General features: G+C 72.3%; 16 protein-coding genes. 9 read left to right on the top strand and 7 right to left on the bottom strand.

Going from position 1 to position 14,830, the window contains the following annotated elements; translation table 11 throughout:
- Positions 1-96: 96 nt before the first annotated feature.
- Positions 97-579 carry a MarR family winged helix-turn-helix transcriptional regulator gene (locus tag ACBJ32_RS41255; protein WP_375131431.1) on the top strand — a complete coding sequence of 161 codons (483 nt, stop codon included), beginning with the start codon at positions 97-99 and terminating at the stop codon, positions 577-579.
- Here the strand turns inward: ACBJ32_RS41255 and ACBJ32_RS41250 are convergent.
- Together ACBJ32_RS41250 and ACBJ32_RS41245 are read right to left on the bottom strand one after the other, a co-directional pair.
- Positions 548-1,030 carry a DUF1003 domain-containing protein gene (locus ACBJ32_RS41250; protein ID WP_357877219.1) on the bottom strand — a complete coding sequence of 161 codons (483 nt, stop codon included), beginning with the start codon at positions 1,028-1,030 and terminating at the stop codon, positions 548-550. The two genes, ACBJ32_RS41255 and ACBJ32_RS41250, sit on opposite strands and share 32 nt — an antisense overlap.
- Entirely contained in the window at positions 1,020-2,276 is a 1,257-nt protein-coding gene (locus ACBJ32_RS41245; RefSeq protein WP_375131430.1) for a magnesium transporter MgtE N-terminal domain-containing protein, read from the bottom strand. Before ACBJ32_RS41245 ends, ACBJ32_RS41250 begins: the two co-directional genes overlap by 11 nt.
- Before the next feature lie 122 nt (positions 2,277-2,398).
- Here ACBJ32_RS41245 and ACBJ32_RS41240 point away from each other — a divergent pair, with 122 nt between their 5' ends.
- Positions 2,399-3,346 carry a DMT family transporter gene (locus ACBJ32_RS41240; protein ID WP_375131429.1) on the top strand — a complete coding sequence of 316 codons (948 nt, stop codon included), beginning with the start codon at positions 2,399-2,401 and terminating at the stop codon, positions 3,344-3,346.
- On the opposite strand, the gene ACBJ32_RS41235 is transcribed toward ACBJ32_RS41240, so the two are convergent.
- Entirely contained in the window at positions 3,330-3,698 is a 369-nt protein-coding gene (locus ACBJ32_RS41235; RefSeq protein WP_375131428.1) for a hypothetical protein, read from the bottom strand. The two genes, ACBJ32_RS41240 and ACBJ32_RS41235, sit on opposite strands and share 17 nt — an antisense overlap.
- A gap of 52 nt (positions 3,699-3,750) precedes the next feature.
- Between ACBJ32_RS41235 and ACBJ32_RS41230 the strand changes: the two genes are divergently transcribed.
- Positions 3,751-4,434, top strand: coding sequence for a hypothetical protein (locus ACBJ32_RS41230; protein ID WP_375131427.1), 684 nt, complete (start codon positions 3,751-3,753; stop codon positions 4,432-4,434).
- A 16-nt stretch (positions 4,435-4,450) separates the two neighbouring features.
- Positions 4,451-5,383, top strand: coding sequence for an HpcH/HpaI aldolase/citrate lyase family protein (locus tag ACBJ32_RS41225; RefSeq protein WP_375131426.1), 933 nt, complete (start codon positions 4,451-4,453; stop codon positions 5,381-5,383).
- Here ACBJ32_RS41225 and ACBJ32_RS41220 read toward each other — a convergent pair.
- Entirely contained in the window at positions 5,373-5,921 is a 549-nt protein-coding gene (locus tag ACBJ32_RS41220) for a DUF6529 family protein (RefSeq protein WP_375131425.1), read from the bottom strand. The two genes, ACBJ32_RS41225 and ACBJ32_RS41220, sit on opposite strands and share 11 nt — an antisense overlap.
- On the bottom strand, positions 5,918-6,607 hold the full coding sequence (locus ACBJ32_RS41215; protein WP_375131424.1) for a hypothetical protein: 690 nt from the start codon (positions 6,605-6,607) through the stop codon (positions 5,918-5,920). The genes ACBJ32_RS41220 and ACBJ32_RS41215 overlap by 4 nt, the downstream gene beginning before the upstream one ends.
- A 99-nt stretch (positions 6,608-6,706) precedes the next feature.
- Here ACBJ32_RS41215 and ACBJ32_RS41210 point away from each other — a divergent pair, with 99 nt between their 5' ends.
- Positions 6,707-7,693: a lysostaphin resistance A-like protein gene (locus tag ACBJ32_RS41210; RefSeq protein WP_375131423.1), complete on the top strand. Its 987-nt coding sequence runs from the start codon at positions 6,707-6,709 to the stop codon at positions 7,691-7,693.
- 342 nt (positions 7,694-8,035) lie between these two features.
- Positions 8,036-11,086 carry a hypothetical protein gene (locus ACBJ32_RS41205; RefSeq protein WP_375131422.1) on the top strand — a complete coding sequence of 1,017 codons (3,051 nt, stop codon included), beginning with the start codon at positions 8,036-8,038 and terminating at the stop codon, positions 11,084-11,086.
- Positions 11,087-11,088: 2 nt separating this feature from the next.
- Here ACBJ32_RS41205 and ACBJ32_RS41200 read toward each other — a convergent pair whose 3' ends face one another.
- Positions 11,089-11,487: an NUDIX hydrolase gene (locus ACBJ32_RS41200; RefSeq protein WP_375131421.1), complete on the bottom strand. Its 399-nt coding sequence runs from the start codon at positions 11,485-11,487 to the stop codon at positions 11,089-11,091.
- Positions 11,488-11,528: 41 nt separating this feature from the next.
- On the opposite strand from ACBJ32_RS41200, the gene ACBJ32_RS41195 reads away from it, so the two are divergent.
- The 3 genes from ACBJ32_RS41195 to ACBJ32_RS41185 are packed head-to-tail and all read left to right on the top strand — an operon-like array spanning position 11,529 to position 13,848.
- Positions 11,529-12,188, top strand: coding sequence for a DUF6758 family protein (locus ACBJ32_RS41195; protein WP_375131420.1), 660 nt, complete (start codon positions 11,529-11,531; stop codon positions 12,186-12,188).
- Positions 12,189-12,228: 40 nt separating this feature from the next.
- Positions 12,229-12,939, top strand: a complete 711-nt coding sequence (locus ACBJ32_RS41190) for an MBL fold metallo-hydrolase (protein WP_357877248.1) — start codon at positions 12,229-12,231, stop codon at positions 12,937-12,939.
- On the top strand, positions 12,940-13,848 hold the full coding sequence (locus tag ACBJ32_RS41185) for a RecB family exonuclease (protein ID WP_375131419.1): 909 nt from the start codon (positions 12,940-12,942) through the stop codon (positions 13,846-13,848).
- Positions 13,849-13,922: 74 nt separating this feature from the next.
- Here ACBJ32_RS41185 and ACBJ32_RS41180 read toward each other — a convergent pair whose 3' ends face one another.
- On the bottom strand, positions 13,923-14,822 hold the full coding sequence (locus tag ACBJ32_RS41180) for an oxygenase MpaB family protein (protein WP_375131418.1): 900 nt from the start codon (positions 14,820-14,822) through the stop codon (positions 13,923-13,925).
- Between the last annotated feature and the right edge of the window lie 8 nt (positions 14,823-14,830).

Genomic DNA, 14,830 nt, shown 5'->3' with positions numbered 1-14,830 from the left:
CGCCAGCGAGGATGCCCCTCCATGGTATGAACCGAAGCCCGCGCTGGGTTAATCCGCACTGTTAGATGTCTGTGCAACAACGTCTAAGGTTACTCCGTGACTCTTCTGCGCGACGAGGGCCTGACCGCCGAGGAACTGGCGGTCTGGCGCATGTTGCAACGAGCCCAGGTGCGCGTCACCCGCCATCTGGAGAGCGAGCTGCTCGTCGCGCACGACCTGCCGCTGGCCTCGTACGAGGTGCTCATGCAGCTCGCCGAGGCCCCGCGCAGGCGGCTGCGGATGAACGACCTGGCCGACCGCGTCCTGCTCTCGCGCAGCGGCCTGACCAGGCTCATCGACCGGCTCCAGCGCGACGGCCTGGTGGCGCGGGAGGCGTGCGCCGACGACGCCCGCGGTCTGTACGCGGTGCTGAGCGACCGCGGCGCGGCCCGGCTGGCCGAGGCGACGCCGACCTACCTGCGCGGCATCAGGAGGCAGTTCCTCGACATGCTGGACGCGGGGGAGATCGCGCAGGTGCGCCGCATGCTCGCCAAGCTCGGCGACGAGCTCAGCGCCCCGCCTCCTGACCGCTCTCCTTGAGCTCCTCCAGCAGCCTGCCCAGCTCGGCGCGCAGGTAGTCGCGGGTGGCCACCTCGTTCAGCGCCAGGCGCAGGCCCGCGATCTCGCGGGTCAGGTACTCGATCTCGGCCTGGTTGCGCTCGGCGGCCTCGCGATCCTGCTCGTACTGGATGCGGTCGCGGTCGTCCTGCCGGTTCTGGGCCAGCAGGATCAGCGGCGCGGCATAGCTGGCCTGCAGCGAGAGCATCAGCGTGAGGAAGATGAACGGGTACGGGTCGAACTTCCAGCCTTCCGGCGCGACGGCGTTCCAGATGACCCAGACCGCGACGAAGACGGTCATGTAGACGAGGAACCGGGCGGTGCCGAGGAAGCGGGCGATCCGCTCCGACAGGCGGCCGAACGCCTCGGGGTCGTAGTGCGGGCGCAGCGTGCGGCGCAGGTCCCTGGGCTGGTCGAGGCGGTCAGTCGTCACGGTCGTCGGCTCCCTCGCGCCGGTGCTCCGTCAGCAGGTCGTCACGGTCGTCGGCCCGCTCGCGCCAGTCCTCGGGCAGCATGTGGTCCAGCACGTCGTCCACCGTCACGGCGCCGACGAGACGGCCCAGCTCGTCCACGACGGGGGCGGCGACGAGGTTGTAGTTGGCCAGGTAGTAGGTCACCTGCCGGAGCGTGAAGTCCGGCCTGATGGGGTCGATCGAGGGGTCGAGCACGCTGCCGAGCAGCGTGGACGGCGGCTCGCGCAGCAGCCGCTGGAAGTGCGTCACCCCGAGGTACTTCCCCGTCGGCGTCTCGGTCGGCGGCCTGGTGACGTAGACCTGGCAGGCCACGGCGGGCGTCAGGTCCTGCTGCCTGATGTGCGCCAGCGCCTCGGCGACGGTGGCGGTGGGCGGCAGGATCACCGGCTCGTTCGTCATCACGCCGCCTGCGCTGGTCTCCGGGTACGTCAGCAGCCGCCGCACCGGCGCCGCCTCCCCGGGCTCCATCAGCGCCAGCAGCTCGGCCGCCTGCTCCTCCGGCAGGTCGTGCAGCAGGTCGGCGGCGTCGTCGGGCCCCATCTCCTCCAGCACGTCGGCGGCCCGCTCGGGCTCCAGCGTGCCCAGGATGCCGATCTGGTCGTCGGGCGGCAGCTCCTCCAGCACGTCGGCCAGCCGGTCGTCGTGCAGCGCGCGGGCGATCTCGATGCGCCGCTTGGTGGGCAGGTCGTGCAGCGCGCTGGCCATGTCGGCGGCGCGCAGCGACTCGAACGCGGCGATCAGCCCGGCGGCCCCCTGGTCCTTCTGCAGCGTGTCGAACCCCGACACCTCTCCCCAGTCGACCGTGCGCGGCTCGCGCCGCCTGCCCTTGTAGACGGCGACCTTGGTGATCTCCCAGTTGGACGGCTTCAGCTCCTCCATGCCCACGTCGTACACCGTCATGGGCTCGTCGCCGACGCGTACGGTGAGGTCGAGCATCTGGCCGATGACCAGCGTCTCGGAGGCGCGCTGCTCGAACCTGCGCATGTTGAGCCGCCCGGTGAACACCACGGAGCCGGCCTCGATGCGGCGTACCCGGGTGATCGGCAGGAACACCCGGCGGCGCGGCTGCACCTCCACCACGAAGCCGTGCACCCGGGGGCGCCGGCCGATGCGCAGCCCGACCACGACGTCTCTGACCCGGCCTATCTGGTCGCCGGCCGGGTCGAAGACCGGGGTCCCGGGAAGCCGGGCCACGAAGATCTTCACCCTGCCAGGCTAACAGCGCCGTCCCGCCCGCCCCGGAGGCGCTCGTATCCCGTTGCACCTAGGATGTCCGGCATGTCAGTATCAAACCCGCTGAACGGTGATTACGTGGTGGGTGGTGTGCGATGAGGTATGCGGGGCTGATGCTCGCGTTCGTGTCCTCGTGCTGTTTCGCGTTCTCGGGGCCCATGGCCAAGTACCTCATCGCCGCCGGGCTGGCGCCGATCGAGGCCGTGTGGACGCGGATGGCCGGCGCGGGGCTGCTGCTCCTGGCCGTGCTGGCCGTCTTCAGACCGCGCGCGCTGCGGATCCCCGGCTCCAGGCTGCCGTTCTTCGCGCTGTACGCGGTGATGGCGGTGGCCGGCGTGCAGGCGCTGTACTTCGTGGCGATCACGCGGCTGCCGGTGGGGATCGCGTTGCTGCTGGAGTTCATGGCGCCGGTGATGGTGGTGGCCTGGGTGCGGATCATCCGCAAGGTACGGCTCGCGCGCGCCGCGTACGTGGGCGCCGTCGTCGCGGTCGTGGGCCTCGGGATCGTCGTCGAGGCGTGGCAGGGACTGCGGCTGGACGCGCTGGGCCTGCTGCTGGGGCTGCTGGCCGGGGCGTGTTGCGCCGGATATTTCCTGATGAACGATAGCTTCGGCGACGACATCGACCCCCTCGGCCTGATCGCCTGGGGCATGGCGGGGGCGGCCCTGGTGCTGATCCCGTTCGCCCGGCCGTGGAACATCCCGTGGGAGGCCTTCACGGTCACCGCCGCGCCGGAGGGCGGGCAGCGGCTGCCGGTGCTCGGCGCGTACCTGTGGATGGTGCTGATCGCCACCGTGATCGCGTACATCCTGGGCGTCAACGCCGTGCGGCGGCTGTCGGCCGCGGTGGGCGCCACCGTGGCGTCGCTGGAGGTCATCGGCGGCGCCATCGTGGCCTGGGCGCTGGTCGGCGAGACGCTCGGCGCGTTCCAGATCCTGGGCGGCCTGCTCGTGCTGTCGGGCGCGCTGCTCGCCCAGACCGCCACCTCCAGCGCTCAGCCGGAGGTCGTCGGGGAGCCGGAGGCGGTCACCGCTCCGGGGTGAGCCGCCATACGGTGGACTCGCGGGCCCAGCGCTCGGTGAGGTGCTCGCTGTCGCGGGCGTTGAGCCGCTCCTTGGCCAGCACCGCCACGGCGTCGGCCGCCTCGGCCTGGTCGACGGCCGACACGGCGGCCTCGAACTCCACCAGCCTGGCCCCGTTGTCCTTGCTGCGCAGCGTGACGTGCACCCGGTCGAGCGTGTCGAGCCCGGGCAGCCGCTGCTCCTCGCCCCCCGTCACGAGGTAGATCGCGCCGTCGTGCCAGGCGTGCCAGGCCAGGCGGGGACGGTCGAGGGTGAGCCAGAGGATGCCGGACTTCTTGGCGCCCTCCTCGATGGCCGTCTTGTTGTCGCTCACAGATGTGACTGTAACCGGCGAACCGCCGCCGCCACGATCTCGTCTTGAGGGCATGCGAACGATCTCTTCCGTGCTCCTCCTCGCGCTGGCGACCGGCTGCGGCGCCGCCACGTCCCCGGCCCCTGCCCTTGCCCCTGCCCCGATGACCTGCGCCACCGAGCGTCCCACGGGCACGCTCGACACGAAGGTGCTGTACCAGACCACGATGGACTACCCGCCGTACGACTCGCCCGAGGCGCTGGCGCGGGAGGCCGCCGAGCTGGTCGCCGTGGGGAGGGTGACGGGCTGGCTGCCGGGGCCGGTGATCGAGGAGATCCCGGACAGCCGCACCTACCACGTGCTGTTACAGGTGCGGGTCGAGCGGCGGCTCAAGAGCTCCTCGGCCAAGGTCGTCCACTTCCCGTACTACCAGGGCGCCCTGCTCAGCGCCAGGAAGCCGTTCCAGGACGAGAGGGACTTCGCGCGGGCCGTGCCCGCGGGGACGCGCGTGCTGCTCTTCCTGAAGACCGCCAGGCCGTCCGGGTATCCGGTGGTCGAGGAGCGCACCGAGCTGCCGCCGGGCACCCCGGACTACGCGGCCGCCCCGCAGGGCGTCGTGCTGCACGAGGTGGGCCCCGACGGGCGCGGGCGGGCCGTGGGCGGCAGGACCGAGCTGCTCAGCCTGCCCGGGTGGAACGAGCCGTGCGGCATCGACGGCCTCGTCGCCCGCCTCGAGGCGAACGGCTTCACCGGCTGACCAGTAGCGTGTGCGCATGCGCTCACGACGTTCTGTGCTCGCCGTGCCAGGCAGCAACCCCCGGTTCCTGGAGAAGGCTCAGACCCTGCCCGTCGACGAGGTCTTCCTCGACCTGGAGGACTCCGTCGCGCCGCTGGCCAAGGAGGAGGCGCGGGGCAACGTCGTCGCCGCCCTGCGCGAGGGCGACTGGTCGGGCAAGACCCGCGTGGTCAGGGTGAACGACCTGACGACGCAGTGGACGTACCGCGACGTGATCGAGATCGTCGAAGGCGCGGGGGCGTTCCTCGACTGCCTCATGCTGCCCAAGGTGCAGGACCCGACCGAGGTCGTCTGGCTCGACACGCTGCTCACGCAGATCGAGAAGACCATGGGCTACGAGGTGGGCCGCATCGGCATCGAGGCGCAGATTGAGAACGCCCGCGGCCTGGTGAACGCCGACGCCATCGCCGGGTCGTCCAAGCGGCTGGAGACGCTCGTGTTCGGCCCCGCCGACTTCATGGCCTCCATCAACATGCGCACGCTCGTCGTCGGCGAGCAGCCGCCCGGCTACGTCGAGGGCGACGCCTACCACTACATCCTCATGCGGCTCCTCATGGCGGCCAGGATGCACGACCTGCAGGTGATCGACGGGCCCTACCTGCAGATCAAGGACGTCGAGGGCTTCCGCCGGGTCGCGCAGCGGGCGGCGGCGCTGGGGTTCGACGGCAAGTGGGTGCTGCATCCGGGGCAGGTGGACGCCGCCAACGAGGTGTTCTCGCCGTCGCAGGAGGACTACGACCACGCCGAGCTCATCTTGGAGGCGTACGAGTACTACACCACCGTCGAGAAACGCGGCGCGGTCATGCTGGGCGACGAGATGATCGACGAGGCCTCCAGGAAGATGGCGCTCGTCGTGGCCGCCAAGGGGCGGGCGGCCGGGCTGAGCCGTACGAAGAGGTTCACACCTTGAAGCCGATGGCGGTGAAGAACCAGAACGACGAGGTCAGCCAGAGACCCACGAGCGCCGTGAACGTCAGCCCGCCGAGCACCGGCAGCGTCCAGCCCGGCGTGTCGCGCTTGGGCAGGGCCAGCATCTTCGCGGTGAACACGCCGTAGAAGAAGCAGCCGAGCAGCGAGTGCGCGAGCACGCGCGGGACGTCGTACTGCAGGCCGAGGGCGTACAGGCAGTGGAAGGCGACCGGGATCGTGAGCACGAACGCCAGCCGGCCCGACCAGCGGTGCACGGCGGGCGGGATCGTGATCCCGAGCTTGCCCCACATCGACAGGGCCGAGACCACCTGCACGATCGCCAGCACGAACGCGCCGGTGGTCAGCCACACCTTCATCGGCAGCGCCGCGGAGAAGCCCGCCACGCCGACGGCGAACCCGGTCGGCGTGTGCACCCGCCCGTAGACGCCGAGCGCGAGCACCACGAGGCCGCCGACGAGCAGCGGCACCAGTAACGAGGTCGCGCTGGGGGAGCGGCGCTGCTGGTGGATGGCGGTCATTGCATCTCCTCGATGAAGCCGTCGACGTCCTCGGGGTTGACCGTGGTGCCGTCCACGGTGACGGGGGCGGTGGGCTGCTCGCTGTCGAGCTGCGGGATGTCGAGCTGCTCCTCCCCGGCGAAGGCGGCGCCCACCTGGTAGTAGCCGCCGTTCGGGTTCTTGATCATGATCCAGCCGGCGCGCAGCCTGGCCCCTCTGACGATCCCGGTGGCCCGGTACAGGCCCGACGGCTTGACCACCGTGGGGGCCGTGAAGTCCCACTTCTTGCCGCCGACGGCGACCCAGCCCTCGGCGCGGCCGCCGCCCAGTTCGGCCGTCACCTTGGAGCCGGCGTTCGCCACGCCCTTGAGCTGGAGCTCGCCGTCGGACTCCGAGCCCTTGAACCAGGCCTCGGTCTTGCCGTCGCAGAAGTAGCCGATGGCCTTGCCGTTCCTGATGGAGATGGCGATGAGGGCGCCGTTGCCCTTCACCCGGCCGCCGTAGTCGGCCTTGGCGATCTTCTTGGCAGCCGTCTGCGAGGGGGAGGGGGACGGCGCCGCGGTGTTCTCCTCGGCGGGGGGTGCTTCGGCAGCGGTGCCGGCGGCCGTTTCCTCGGCCGCGGGTGTCGCGATGGTGCTGGCGACACCGAGCCCCAGGGCGAGCACTGCGCCCGCCGCGAGGGTGATGACAGGTCCCAGCCTTGACATGGACTGCTCCCAGGGTCGAATTGCCTACGACTCTGAGCATCCGCCTAAAACGGCGGACCGTCTGTGAACTAATGCGCATCAAGTGGACAGAATGGAGATATGCAGGAAAATCCGGGGTCCCCATTTCCGTACGGCACTCAGGCAGCGGGGTATCCGTACCCGCAGCAGGCGCCCCCCTGGTTCGTGGCCGTCCCTCGCGGGGCCCGGTTCGACCATCTCGCCGCGATCCCCGGCGTCCGTCCGTGGCGGGCGATCGTCGGCACGCTGATCGTCGGCGCCGGGTTCCTGGCGATCGGCGTCGTGGTCGTCGTCGCGTTCATGCTGGGGACGGAGCTCCTCGGCCTGCCCGAGGCCGTGGACCCCGAGACGGGGGTGCCGCGGGGCACCGCGTACGGGCTGACGATGACGCTGCTGTCCATCGCGCCCGTGCTGCTGCTCGTGCAGGGCACGGCGGCGCTCGTCCAGCGGCGCCGCCCGGGGACGCTCTCGTCGGTGGTGGGTCGGCTGCGCTGGTCCTGGATGGCGCGGTGCGCGGCGCTGGCCGTGCTGGCGCTGGCGCTCGGGCAGGGGGCGCAGTATCTGGCCCTGTCGGTCTCCGGCCTGGACGCGGGCATGTTCGGGTGGGCCGGGTGGTCGGCCTTCCTGCCGCTGATCATCGTGATCGTGCTGCTGGTGCCGTTCCAGGCCGCGGCCGAGGAGTACGTCTTCCGCGGCTGGTTCATGCAGGCCGTCGGGGCGCACGTGCGCAACCCCGTCTGGGGCATCCTCATCGGGTCCGCGCTGTTCGCGTCGCTGCACGGGTACTCCTGGGCGGGGCTGGTGGACGTGTTCGCGTTCGGGGTGGTGATGGCGTGGCTGGCGGTGCGGACGGGCGGGCTGGAGGCGCCGATCGCGCTGCACGTGGTGAACAACGTGGTGGCCTTCGGGATCAGCGCGGCGGCGGGGGACCTGGAGGACGCGCTGGATCAGGCGAAAGTGCCGGTACCGTGGCAGGCGTTGGCGGGGACCGTGGTGCAGCTCGGGGTGTATGCGTTTGGTGTGATGTATCTAGCCAAAAAGCAGTCAATCAGGACTATTTTGGAATAAATCCGGCGCGAGGTGCGGGGAATCTCGCTAGAGAGGTCTCGTAATTCCGGCCGAGTCATGCTGGTCTGGATGCTGTCGGGACGGCACGGGCCCCTCCGCGCCGCCCTGGAACGGTCCGCGAACGCGGCCCTGATCTGCCTGTACGACGAGCTCGACTAGGAGGTACGGCGCGTGGCCTCCGGCCCCAGCGAACCGCCACGGCGACCGCCGGAAGACGACGACCCTCGCTCCGAAGGCGCGTCCGAACCCCATTCCCCCTCGCAAGAGCCCAGGATCAGCCACTCACCGCCCGGCCCCACCGACGACCGGGCCAGGGGCTTACCGCTGACCTCGCCCTGGGGCATGCCGCCGTTCGCCGCTCCCATCCCCGACGACGAACCGCAGGAGCCGCCCAAGGGGCGCAGGCCGTACACCTCGCCGACGGCGGAGCCCGAGGACGAGCCGCGCCGGCGCCGCCGCATCGTCAACCGGCCCGACAAGCTGGTCGCGGGCGGCCCGCTCCGCCCGGATGCCGCCACGCCGCAGGCGGACGCTTCCGGCGGCTCCCGGCCCGACGCGGCCGCGTCCCGGACAGACGCCCCCGACGTGCCCCCGGCGGGCGCTGCCGAGAGCCCCCGCGCTGACGCGGGGCCGCAGCCGCACGCGGGCGACGTGCCACCGTCCGGCCCCGACACCGCGCCGCATGCGGGCGACGTGCCCCGGCCCCGCACTGACGCCGGGCCGCAGCCGCACGCGGGTGACGTGCCTTCACCCCGGCCCGACGTCGGCGCGACGCACGGGGACACTCCTCAGGTGCCCCGGCCGCGTTCCGAGGGTGACGCGGCGGCGCCTGGCGCCGGGACGCCTCACCAGCAGGCCCCGGCGGGCAACGGGGAGCGGCGGGACCGCACGCCGCCGTACCGGCTGGTGTATCCCGTGCCGGCCGGCGAGGCCGGCCAGGCGGCCGAGGATGACCGTGGCGAGCCCGCCGGCCGGCAGGAGCAGGACGAGACCGAGGTGCGGCGCGTCGGGCGGCCTCCCGGAGGCCGTCCCACCAGGCCGGACCTGCTGGTCGCGAGCGGCCCCGCGGGCGCGCCGGGCTCCGGCGGCCGGCACCACCGGGGCCCGGCCCCCGCCGCCGTGCGCAGGTCCAGCCCCGCCCGCCGCGGCACCAGGGCCATCCCGATCGTCCTGACGGTCGCCGCGGCCGTCCTGGTGGCCACCGGCGTCCTCGTCTGGCAGTGGAACGACGAGGCCGCCGCCCTGCGCCTGGAGGCGGGCACCGGACGTTCGGGGGACGAGCTGTTCACGATCCCCGCCGCCGGCGTCGGCACCGACCAGAAGCTCAACGACATGACCTCGGTGGGCCGCGCCGTGGTGGCCGTCGGCAGCGACACGACCAGCCCCACCCCGCGCCCGCTCTTCCTGTTCTCCCCGGACGGCGGCAAGACCTGGCGGCTCGGCCAGGTCAACGGCGCCTCCACGGCCATCGTGCGGCGGGTGGTCGGCGGCGAGGGCAGATGGCTGGCCAGCGGCGGCGACGAGAGCACCGGCGAGCGCGGCCTGTGGACCAGTGCCGACGGCTACAACTGGACGGCCGTGGAGGCGTCGGGGCTGGCCGCGTTCCGCGCCGGTGACCGGATCGAGGACATCGCGCGGACCGGCTCCGGGTTCGTCGCCGTCGGGCGTACGACGGGAGACGACGGTGGCACGTGGCCGGCGGCCTGGCGCTCGGACGAGGGCCGGGCCTGGGAGCGCGTCGAGACGAGGGAGCTGGGAGTACGGGAGCTCAGGGCCGTGGTGGCCAAGGGCGACACGGTCGTGGCCATCGGAGTACCCGCGGACGGCGAGGGATCGCGGGTGCTGCGCTCGGCGAACGGCGGGCGTGACTGGCAGGCGACCGGCTTCCAGCTCCCCGAGGCCACCGACCCCCGCGCGGGGACGGTGGCGGTGCTGCCCAAGCGGTTCGTGCTGGTGCCGACGCGGCGGCGTACGGTCGAGGGCGACGTGCGCGTCTACTGCTCGCCGACCGGGGCGCAGTGGTCGCAGTGCGGCTCCATCGGCGGCCTCGCCCCCGAGAGCGTCGGCGTGGAGTCGGTGATCTCCTACCCGTCGGGCGTGGCCGCGATCAGCCCGGGCGGGATGGGCACGTACACGGTGCTGACCACCACGGACGGACGTTCGTGGACGAAACGGGCCGATCTCGGCAACCTGACGGGCGCGACGCTGCGCGGGTTCACGATCTCCGACGGCGGCACCCTGTTCGCCGGCGGCGACCGCGCGGCCTCCGACGTCGACAACCAGCTCGTGCTCATGGCAGCGCCCCCGCGCGGCGACGCCTCGCGCGTGCAACTCGGCGAGGTGGCGGGTCTGACCAGGATCGCCCGCGAGACGAACGCGCTGGCCAGCCACGGCGGCCGGTACGTGGCCGTCGGCTCCGCCTCGGGCGACGCCGGCCTGTGGACGATCAGGAACTGGCAGAGCTGGAAGTCGATGAGCCTGGGCGGCACCGGCAGGCAGACGCTCGAGGACGTCGCGTACGGCGGACGCGGCTGGCTGGCGGTCGGCGGCACCGAGCCGAACGTCGGCGTCACCGACCCCCTCCTCGTCACCTCCACCGACGGCGAGAGCTGGAAGCGGGTCGACGTCACCGGCGACCTGGCCCGCCGGCCGGACCACCCCTACCTGCGCACCGACGTGGTGACCGCGGGCAAGGAGGGTTACGTGCTGGCCGGGCAGTCGAAGGACCAGGCGGGCACGGTCGGCGCCGCCATGTGGTTCACGCCGGACATGCGCAAGTACACCCGCTCCAACAAGCTGCCGCAGGGCGGCGCCGGCGTGCGCGTGCACGACGCGATCGCGAGCGGCGACGGGTACGTGGCCGTGGGCGGCTCCGGCAACGCCGACCAGGAGCGCACCGTGGTCTGGCACTCGGCGGACGGCGTGAACTGGGCCGCGCGCAAGAGCGTGTCCCCGCCGGACGCCACCTCGGCCGGGCTCCGGCGGATCACCACCTACCAGGGCAAGCTCGTGGCCATCGGCACGGCGCTGACGAACGGGGCGCGGCGCGCGTTCGCCGCCGTCTCGGACGACGGGGGCGAGAGCTGGGAGACGGCCTGGCTGCCCGCCGACCGGGCGGCGGCGGTGTACGACCTGGCCGCGGCGCAGGAGGGGCTGGTGGCGGTCGGCTGGCACGGCGTGCCGGGCGAGGGCGACAGCGCGGCCTGGACGTCGCAGGACGGGCTGTTGTGGAACCGCATGGCGCTCACCAAGGACCGCCTGGCGGGCCAGGGGACGCAGTGGTTGTCGGCGGTGGCCGTGGACGGGGCGGAGGTCGTGGCGCTCGGCCGGTCCACGACGTACAGCGCCGACCATCTGATCCTGTGGACGTCCAGTCTGACGTCGAGCAGGTGAGGCTAGCGCCCGGGGAGCACGTCCCACTCGGTCAGGGCCGCCAGCAGGCCCTCCGACAGCGGCAGCCGCTCCAGGTCGGCGCGGTCGCACCAGCGCACGTCCGCCGCGTCGTCCCCGGCGGCGGGCGTCCCGGCGGACACGGTGGCGAGGTAGTCGCGGATCACGTACGTGACCCCGCCCGGGCCCGGCCGGTCCACCGTGCCGGCCAGCCGGCCGACCTCCACGCGCAGCCCGGTCTCCTCCAGCACCTCCCGCCGCACCCCCGCCTCGTCGCTCTCACCGGGCTCCAGCCGCCCGCCGGGAACGGACCATGACCCCATGCCGGGCGGGTGGCCGCGCTTGACGAGGAGCAGCCGGTCAGCGGCGTCGAAGATGATCGCGCCCACACAATTTACGCGCACATGACCAAGATTACGACGGGATAACGGGCAGCGGCCTTGACGTGGCCGTGCCGGAGAAAGCACCGTGGGTAGTTGTGAGAGCGGCTCCAACCTGTCCCCGGTGCTTTGGCCCGCTTCACGGGCCGAGCGCCTGGTCGAGTGCGTTTCGATGTGACACGCACGGCGATGTCCTGCCGTATCAGCCTCCGTGGCCGCCGTCCAGCACCGCGCTTGAGGCGATACGCAAGAGCTCAGTCGTGCCCGTGTGGCTGCCCTGGCCGTTGCCCGCCGGCTGGCTGGTGACCGGCTTCGGCGAGGTCGGCGACCAGCGCACCGGCGCGCGCGCCAGCCTGGTCGCGCTGACCGGGCCGTCGCTGATGGAGGGGCCGGCGGATCTGATGATCATCGCCGAGGAACCGGGCATCGGGCTGGGCGCCGCGTTCGCCGGGCTCGGCGGGCCCGACCCCGGCGAGGGGTTCGACTCGGGCCCGCCGAACGCGAAGATCGCCGTGCTGGGCCATCCCACCGCGCTGTGGTGCGTGGACGGCCAGGACGACCGGGCCGTCTACGCGGGCGAGGCGATGGGCAACTGGCTGTGGGCGATCGCCTGGCCGGCCGACGCCGGATGCGTGATCGCGCTGGCCGAGCTGTCGCTGCTCGACGCCCGTGACCACGAGCTGGACGTGCCGTTCGGGGCCTTTTCCCGCAGACTCGAAGATTAGCGATTCGCGCTGTCAGAGGAACGGACTAGAGTTCGGAAGCGTGACAGCGCGTATCGAGCGAGTGGTGACCGAAGGGGTCGTCGACATCGACGGCACCGAGCACAAGGTCGAGAACAACACCTGGATCGTGGGTGACGACGACGAGGTGATCGTCATCGACGCCTCGCGTGACGCCGACAAGATCCTGGAGCAGGTGGGCGAGCGGGAGGTGCTTGCCGTCATCTGCACGGCGGGCCTGCCCGACCACGTGGCCGCCGCCATCGAGGTGGCCAGCAGGGACGAGGCCGTCGTCGCCCTGCACCCCAAGGACAAGCCCCTGTGGCGGGAGACCTGGCGCGAGACCTGGCCCGACATCGACATGGAGGACGACGGCATCTTCGGCGTGGCCGACGTCCAGCTCGACGTCATGGAGACGCCCGGCGTCACGCCCGGCGGCGTGTCGCTCTACTGCGAGGCGCTCGGGGCCGTGTTCACCGGCAAGGCCCTGCAGGCCGACGGTCCCGGCAAGCTGGGCGGCGAGTACCCGGCCCTGGCCGACCAGCTCACCTCGATCGGCGGGCGGCTGTTCACGCTGCCCGGCGACACGCGGGTGCTGGCCGCGCACGGCGACGAGGTCACGATCGGCGACCTGGAGCCGCACTTCGACGACTGGGTCTCGGGCTCGCTGACCCGCGTCGACACCGAGGCTGAGAGCGAGGGCCCGCTGACCGACGGCACGAGGATCTCCGGGATCAAGCTGGGCGACGACTAGGTGACCGTGCAGGGCCAGCTACCGCTGGACGGGATGCCGCGGCGGCTCTACTCGTGCACGCCGTCGCGGTTGAACACCTGGCTCGACTGCCGCCGCCGCTACCGGTTCACCTACCTCGACCGGCCGCAGCCGTCCAAGGGGCCCGCCTGGGCGCACAACAGCGTGGGCGCGAGCGTGCACAACGCGCTGGCGGGCTGGTGGCGGGAGCCGTACGACCGCAGGACCCCGCTGACGGCGGCCATCCTCCTCACGAACGGGTGGATCACCGAGGGGTTCAGGGACGCCGAGCAGTCGGGACGCTGGCTGGGCCGGGCCCGCGACCTCGTGTCCGGATATGTCGCGACTTTGGATCCGTCCGACGACCCGGTCGGCGTCGAGCGCACGGTCGCCACGCGGACCAAGGTCATCGCCCTGTCCGGCCGCATCGACCGGCTCGACCGGCGCGGAGACGAGCTGGTCGTGGTCGACTACAAGACCGGCCGCCGCCCGCTCACGCAGGACGACGCCCGCTCCTCGCTGGCCCTGGCCGTCTACGCCGTCGCGGCCTCCAGCATGATGCGCACCCCGTGCCGCACGGTCGAGCTGCACCACCTGCCCACCGGCGAGATCGTCGAGTGGCGGCACACCGAGGAGTCCCTGGCCCGTCACCTGAGCCGCGCCGAAGAGGTCGCCATGGAGGCGTCGGAGGCGGACGACCGCTACCGGGCCGCCGTGGGCGAGCGGCCCGGGCCGCGCCGGCCACCCGGTGAGCGGCAGACGATCGGCCCCGCCGAGGTGCCCGCCGACGTCGACAAGCTGTTCGCGCCCAGCCCGGGGCCGATCTGCTCCTGGTGCGACTTCCGCCGCCACTGCCCCGAGGGCCTGGCCGCCGGCCCCGAACGCCAGCCTTGGGACGGCCTGGCCGAATAGCGGTCATCGACCGTAGGGGTCGGGTACCGGCGGCGGTGGCGCTGGGCTCGTCGTGGCCGCCGCGCCGCTGCCCGTCAGGCGGCCCGGCGCGGCCAGCGGCGCGGATCGGTCAGGCCCTTGAGCCCCTTGCCGACGTCGTAACCCGCCGCCCCCAGCCGCTCCCTGGACGCCCGCAACATCTGCCTGGTGGCGGGCATGAAGGCCCGGTCGTGCACGGGCTCGGGCAGCGCGTTCAGGCCCAGTCTGAACGCCTTCAGCGCGGCCGTGACCGTGGCCTGGGGCACCTCGGGCAGCGCGCCGTACATCCGCCTGGCCCAGCCGGGCAGCGTGTAATAGCACAGCGCGCCGAACGGGAACCACGCCGGCTTGCCCGGAGACAACATGCGCAGCTCGCGCGGCAGCCGCGGCCACAACAGGAACCGCACGGTCGAGGCCGCCTCCGGCGTCACGCGCAGGGCGGGGCGCATCTGCTTGAAGTAGGCGTCCATCTCGGCGCACGAGCCGGGCACGTCGTCGAGGTGCAGGCCGACGTAGGTGGCGCTCCTGCGCTGCTCGTACAGGTAGCGGTCGGCCTGGCGCTCGCTGAGCCCCAGCCCGCCGCGCCTGGCCACCTCCAGGTACGACGACACCTCCGCGCAGTGCACCCACAGCAGCAGCTCGGGATCGTCCACCCGATGCGTCCTGCCGGTCTCGGGATCGTGGACGCGCAGCGCCCTGTGGATGCCCCGCACCCGCCTGCCGATCTCGTCGGCCTCCCGCGGGCTGCCGAACGTCACCCGTCCCACGAAGTCGGCGGTGCGGCGCAGCCGGCCGAACGGGTCCTCCTGGAAGTTGGAGTTCTGCCAGACACCCAGCATGGCCAGCGGGTGGAGTGCCTGCAGCATGAGGCCGCGCACCCCGCCCACCCACATCGAACGGTCGAGGTGCACCTGCCAGGTCGCGCTCTGCGGCGGCTGGACGACGATGTCTTCCATAGTAAGTA

This window comes from Nonomuraea sp. GTA35 (assembly GCF_041950525.1).
Taxonomy (GTDB): Bacteria; Actinomycetota; Actinomycetes; order Streptosporangiales; family Streptosporangiaceae; genus Nonomuraea.
The sequence above is the reverse complement of the archived record's forward strand: the minus strand, read 5'-3'. Positions and strand labels throughout refer to the sequence as shown.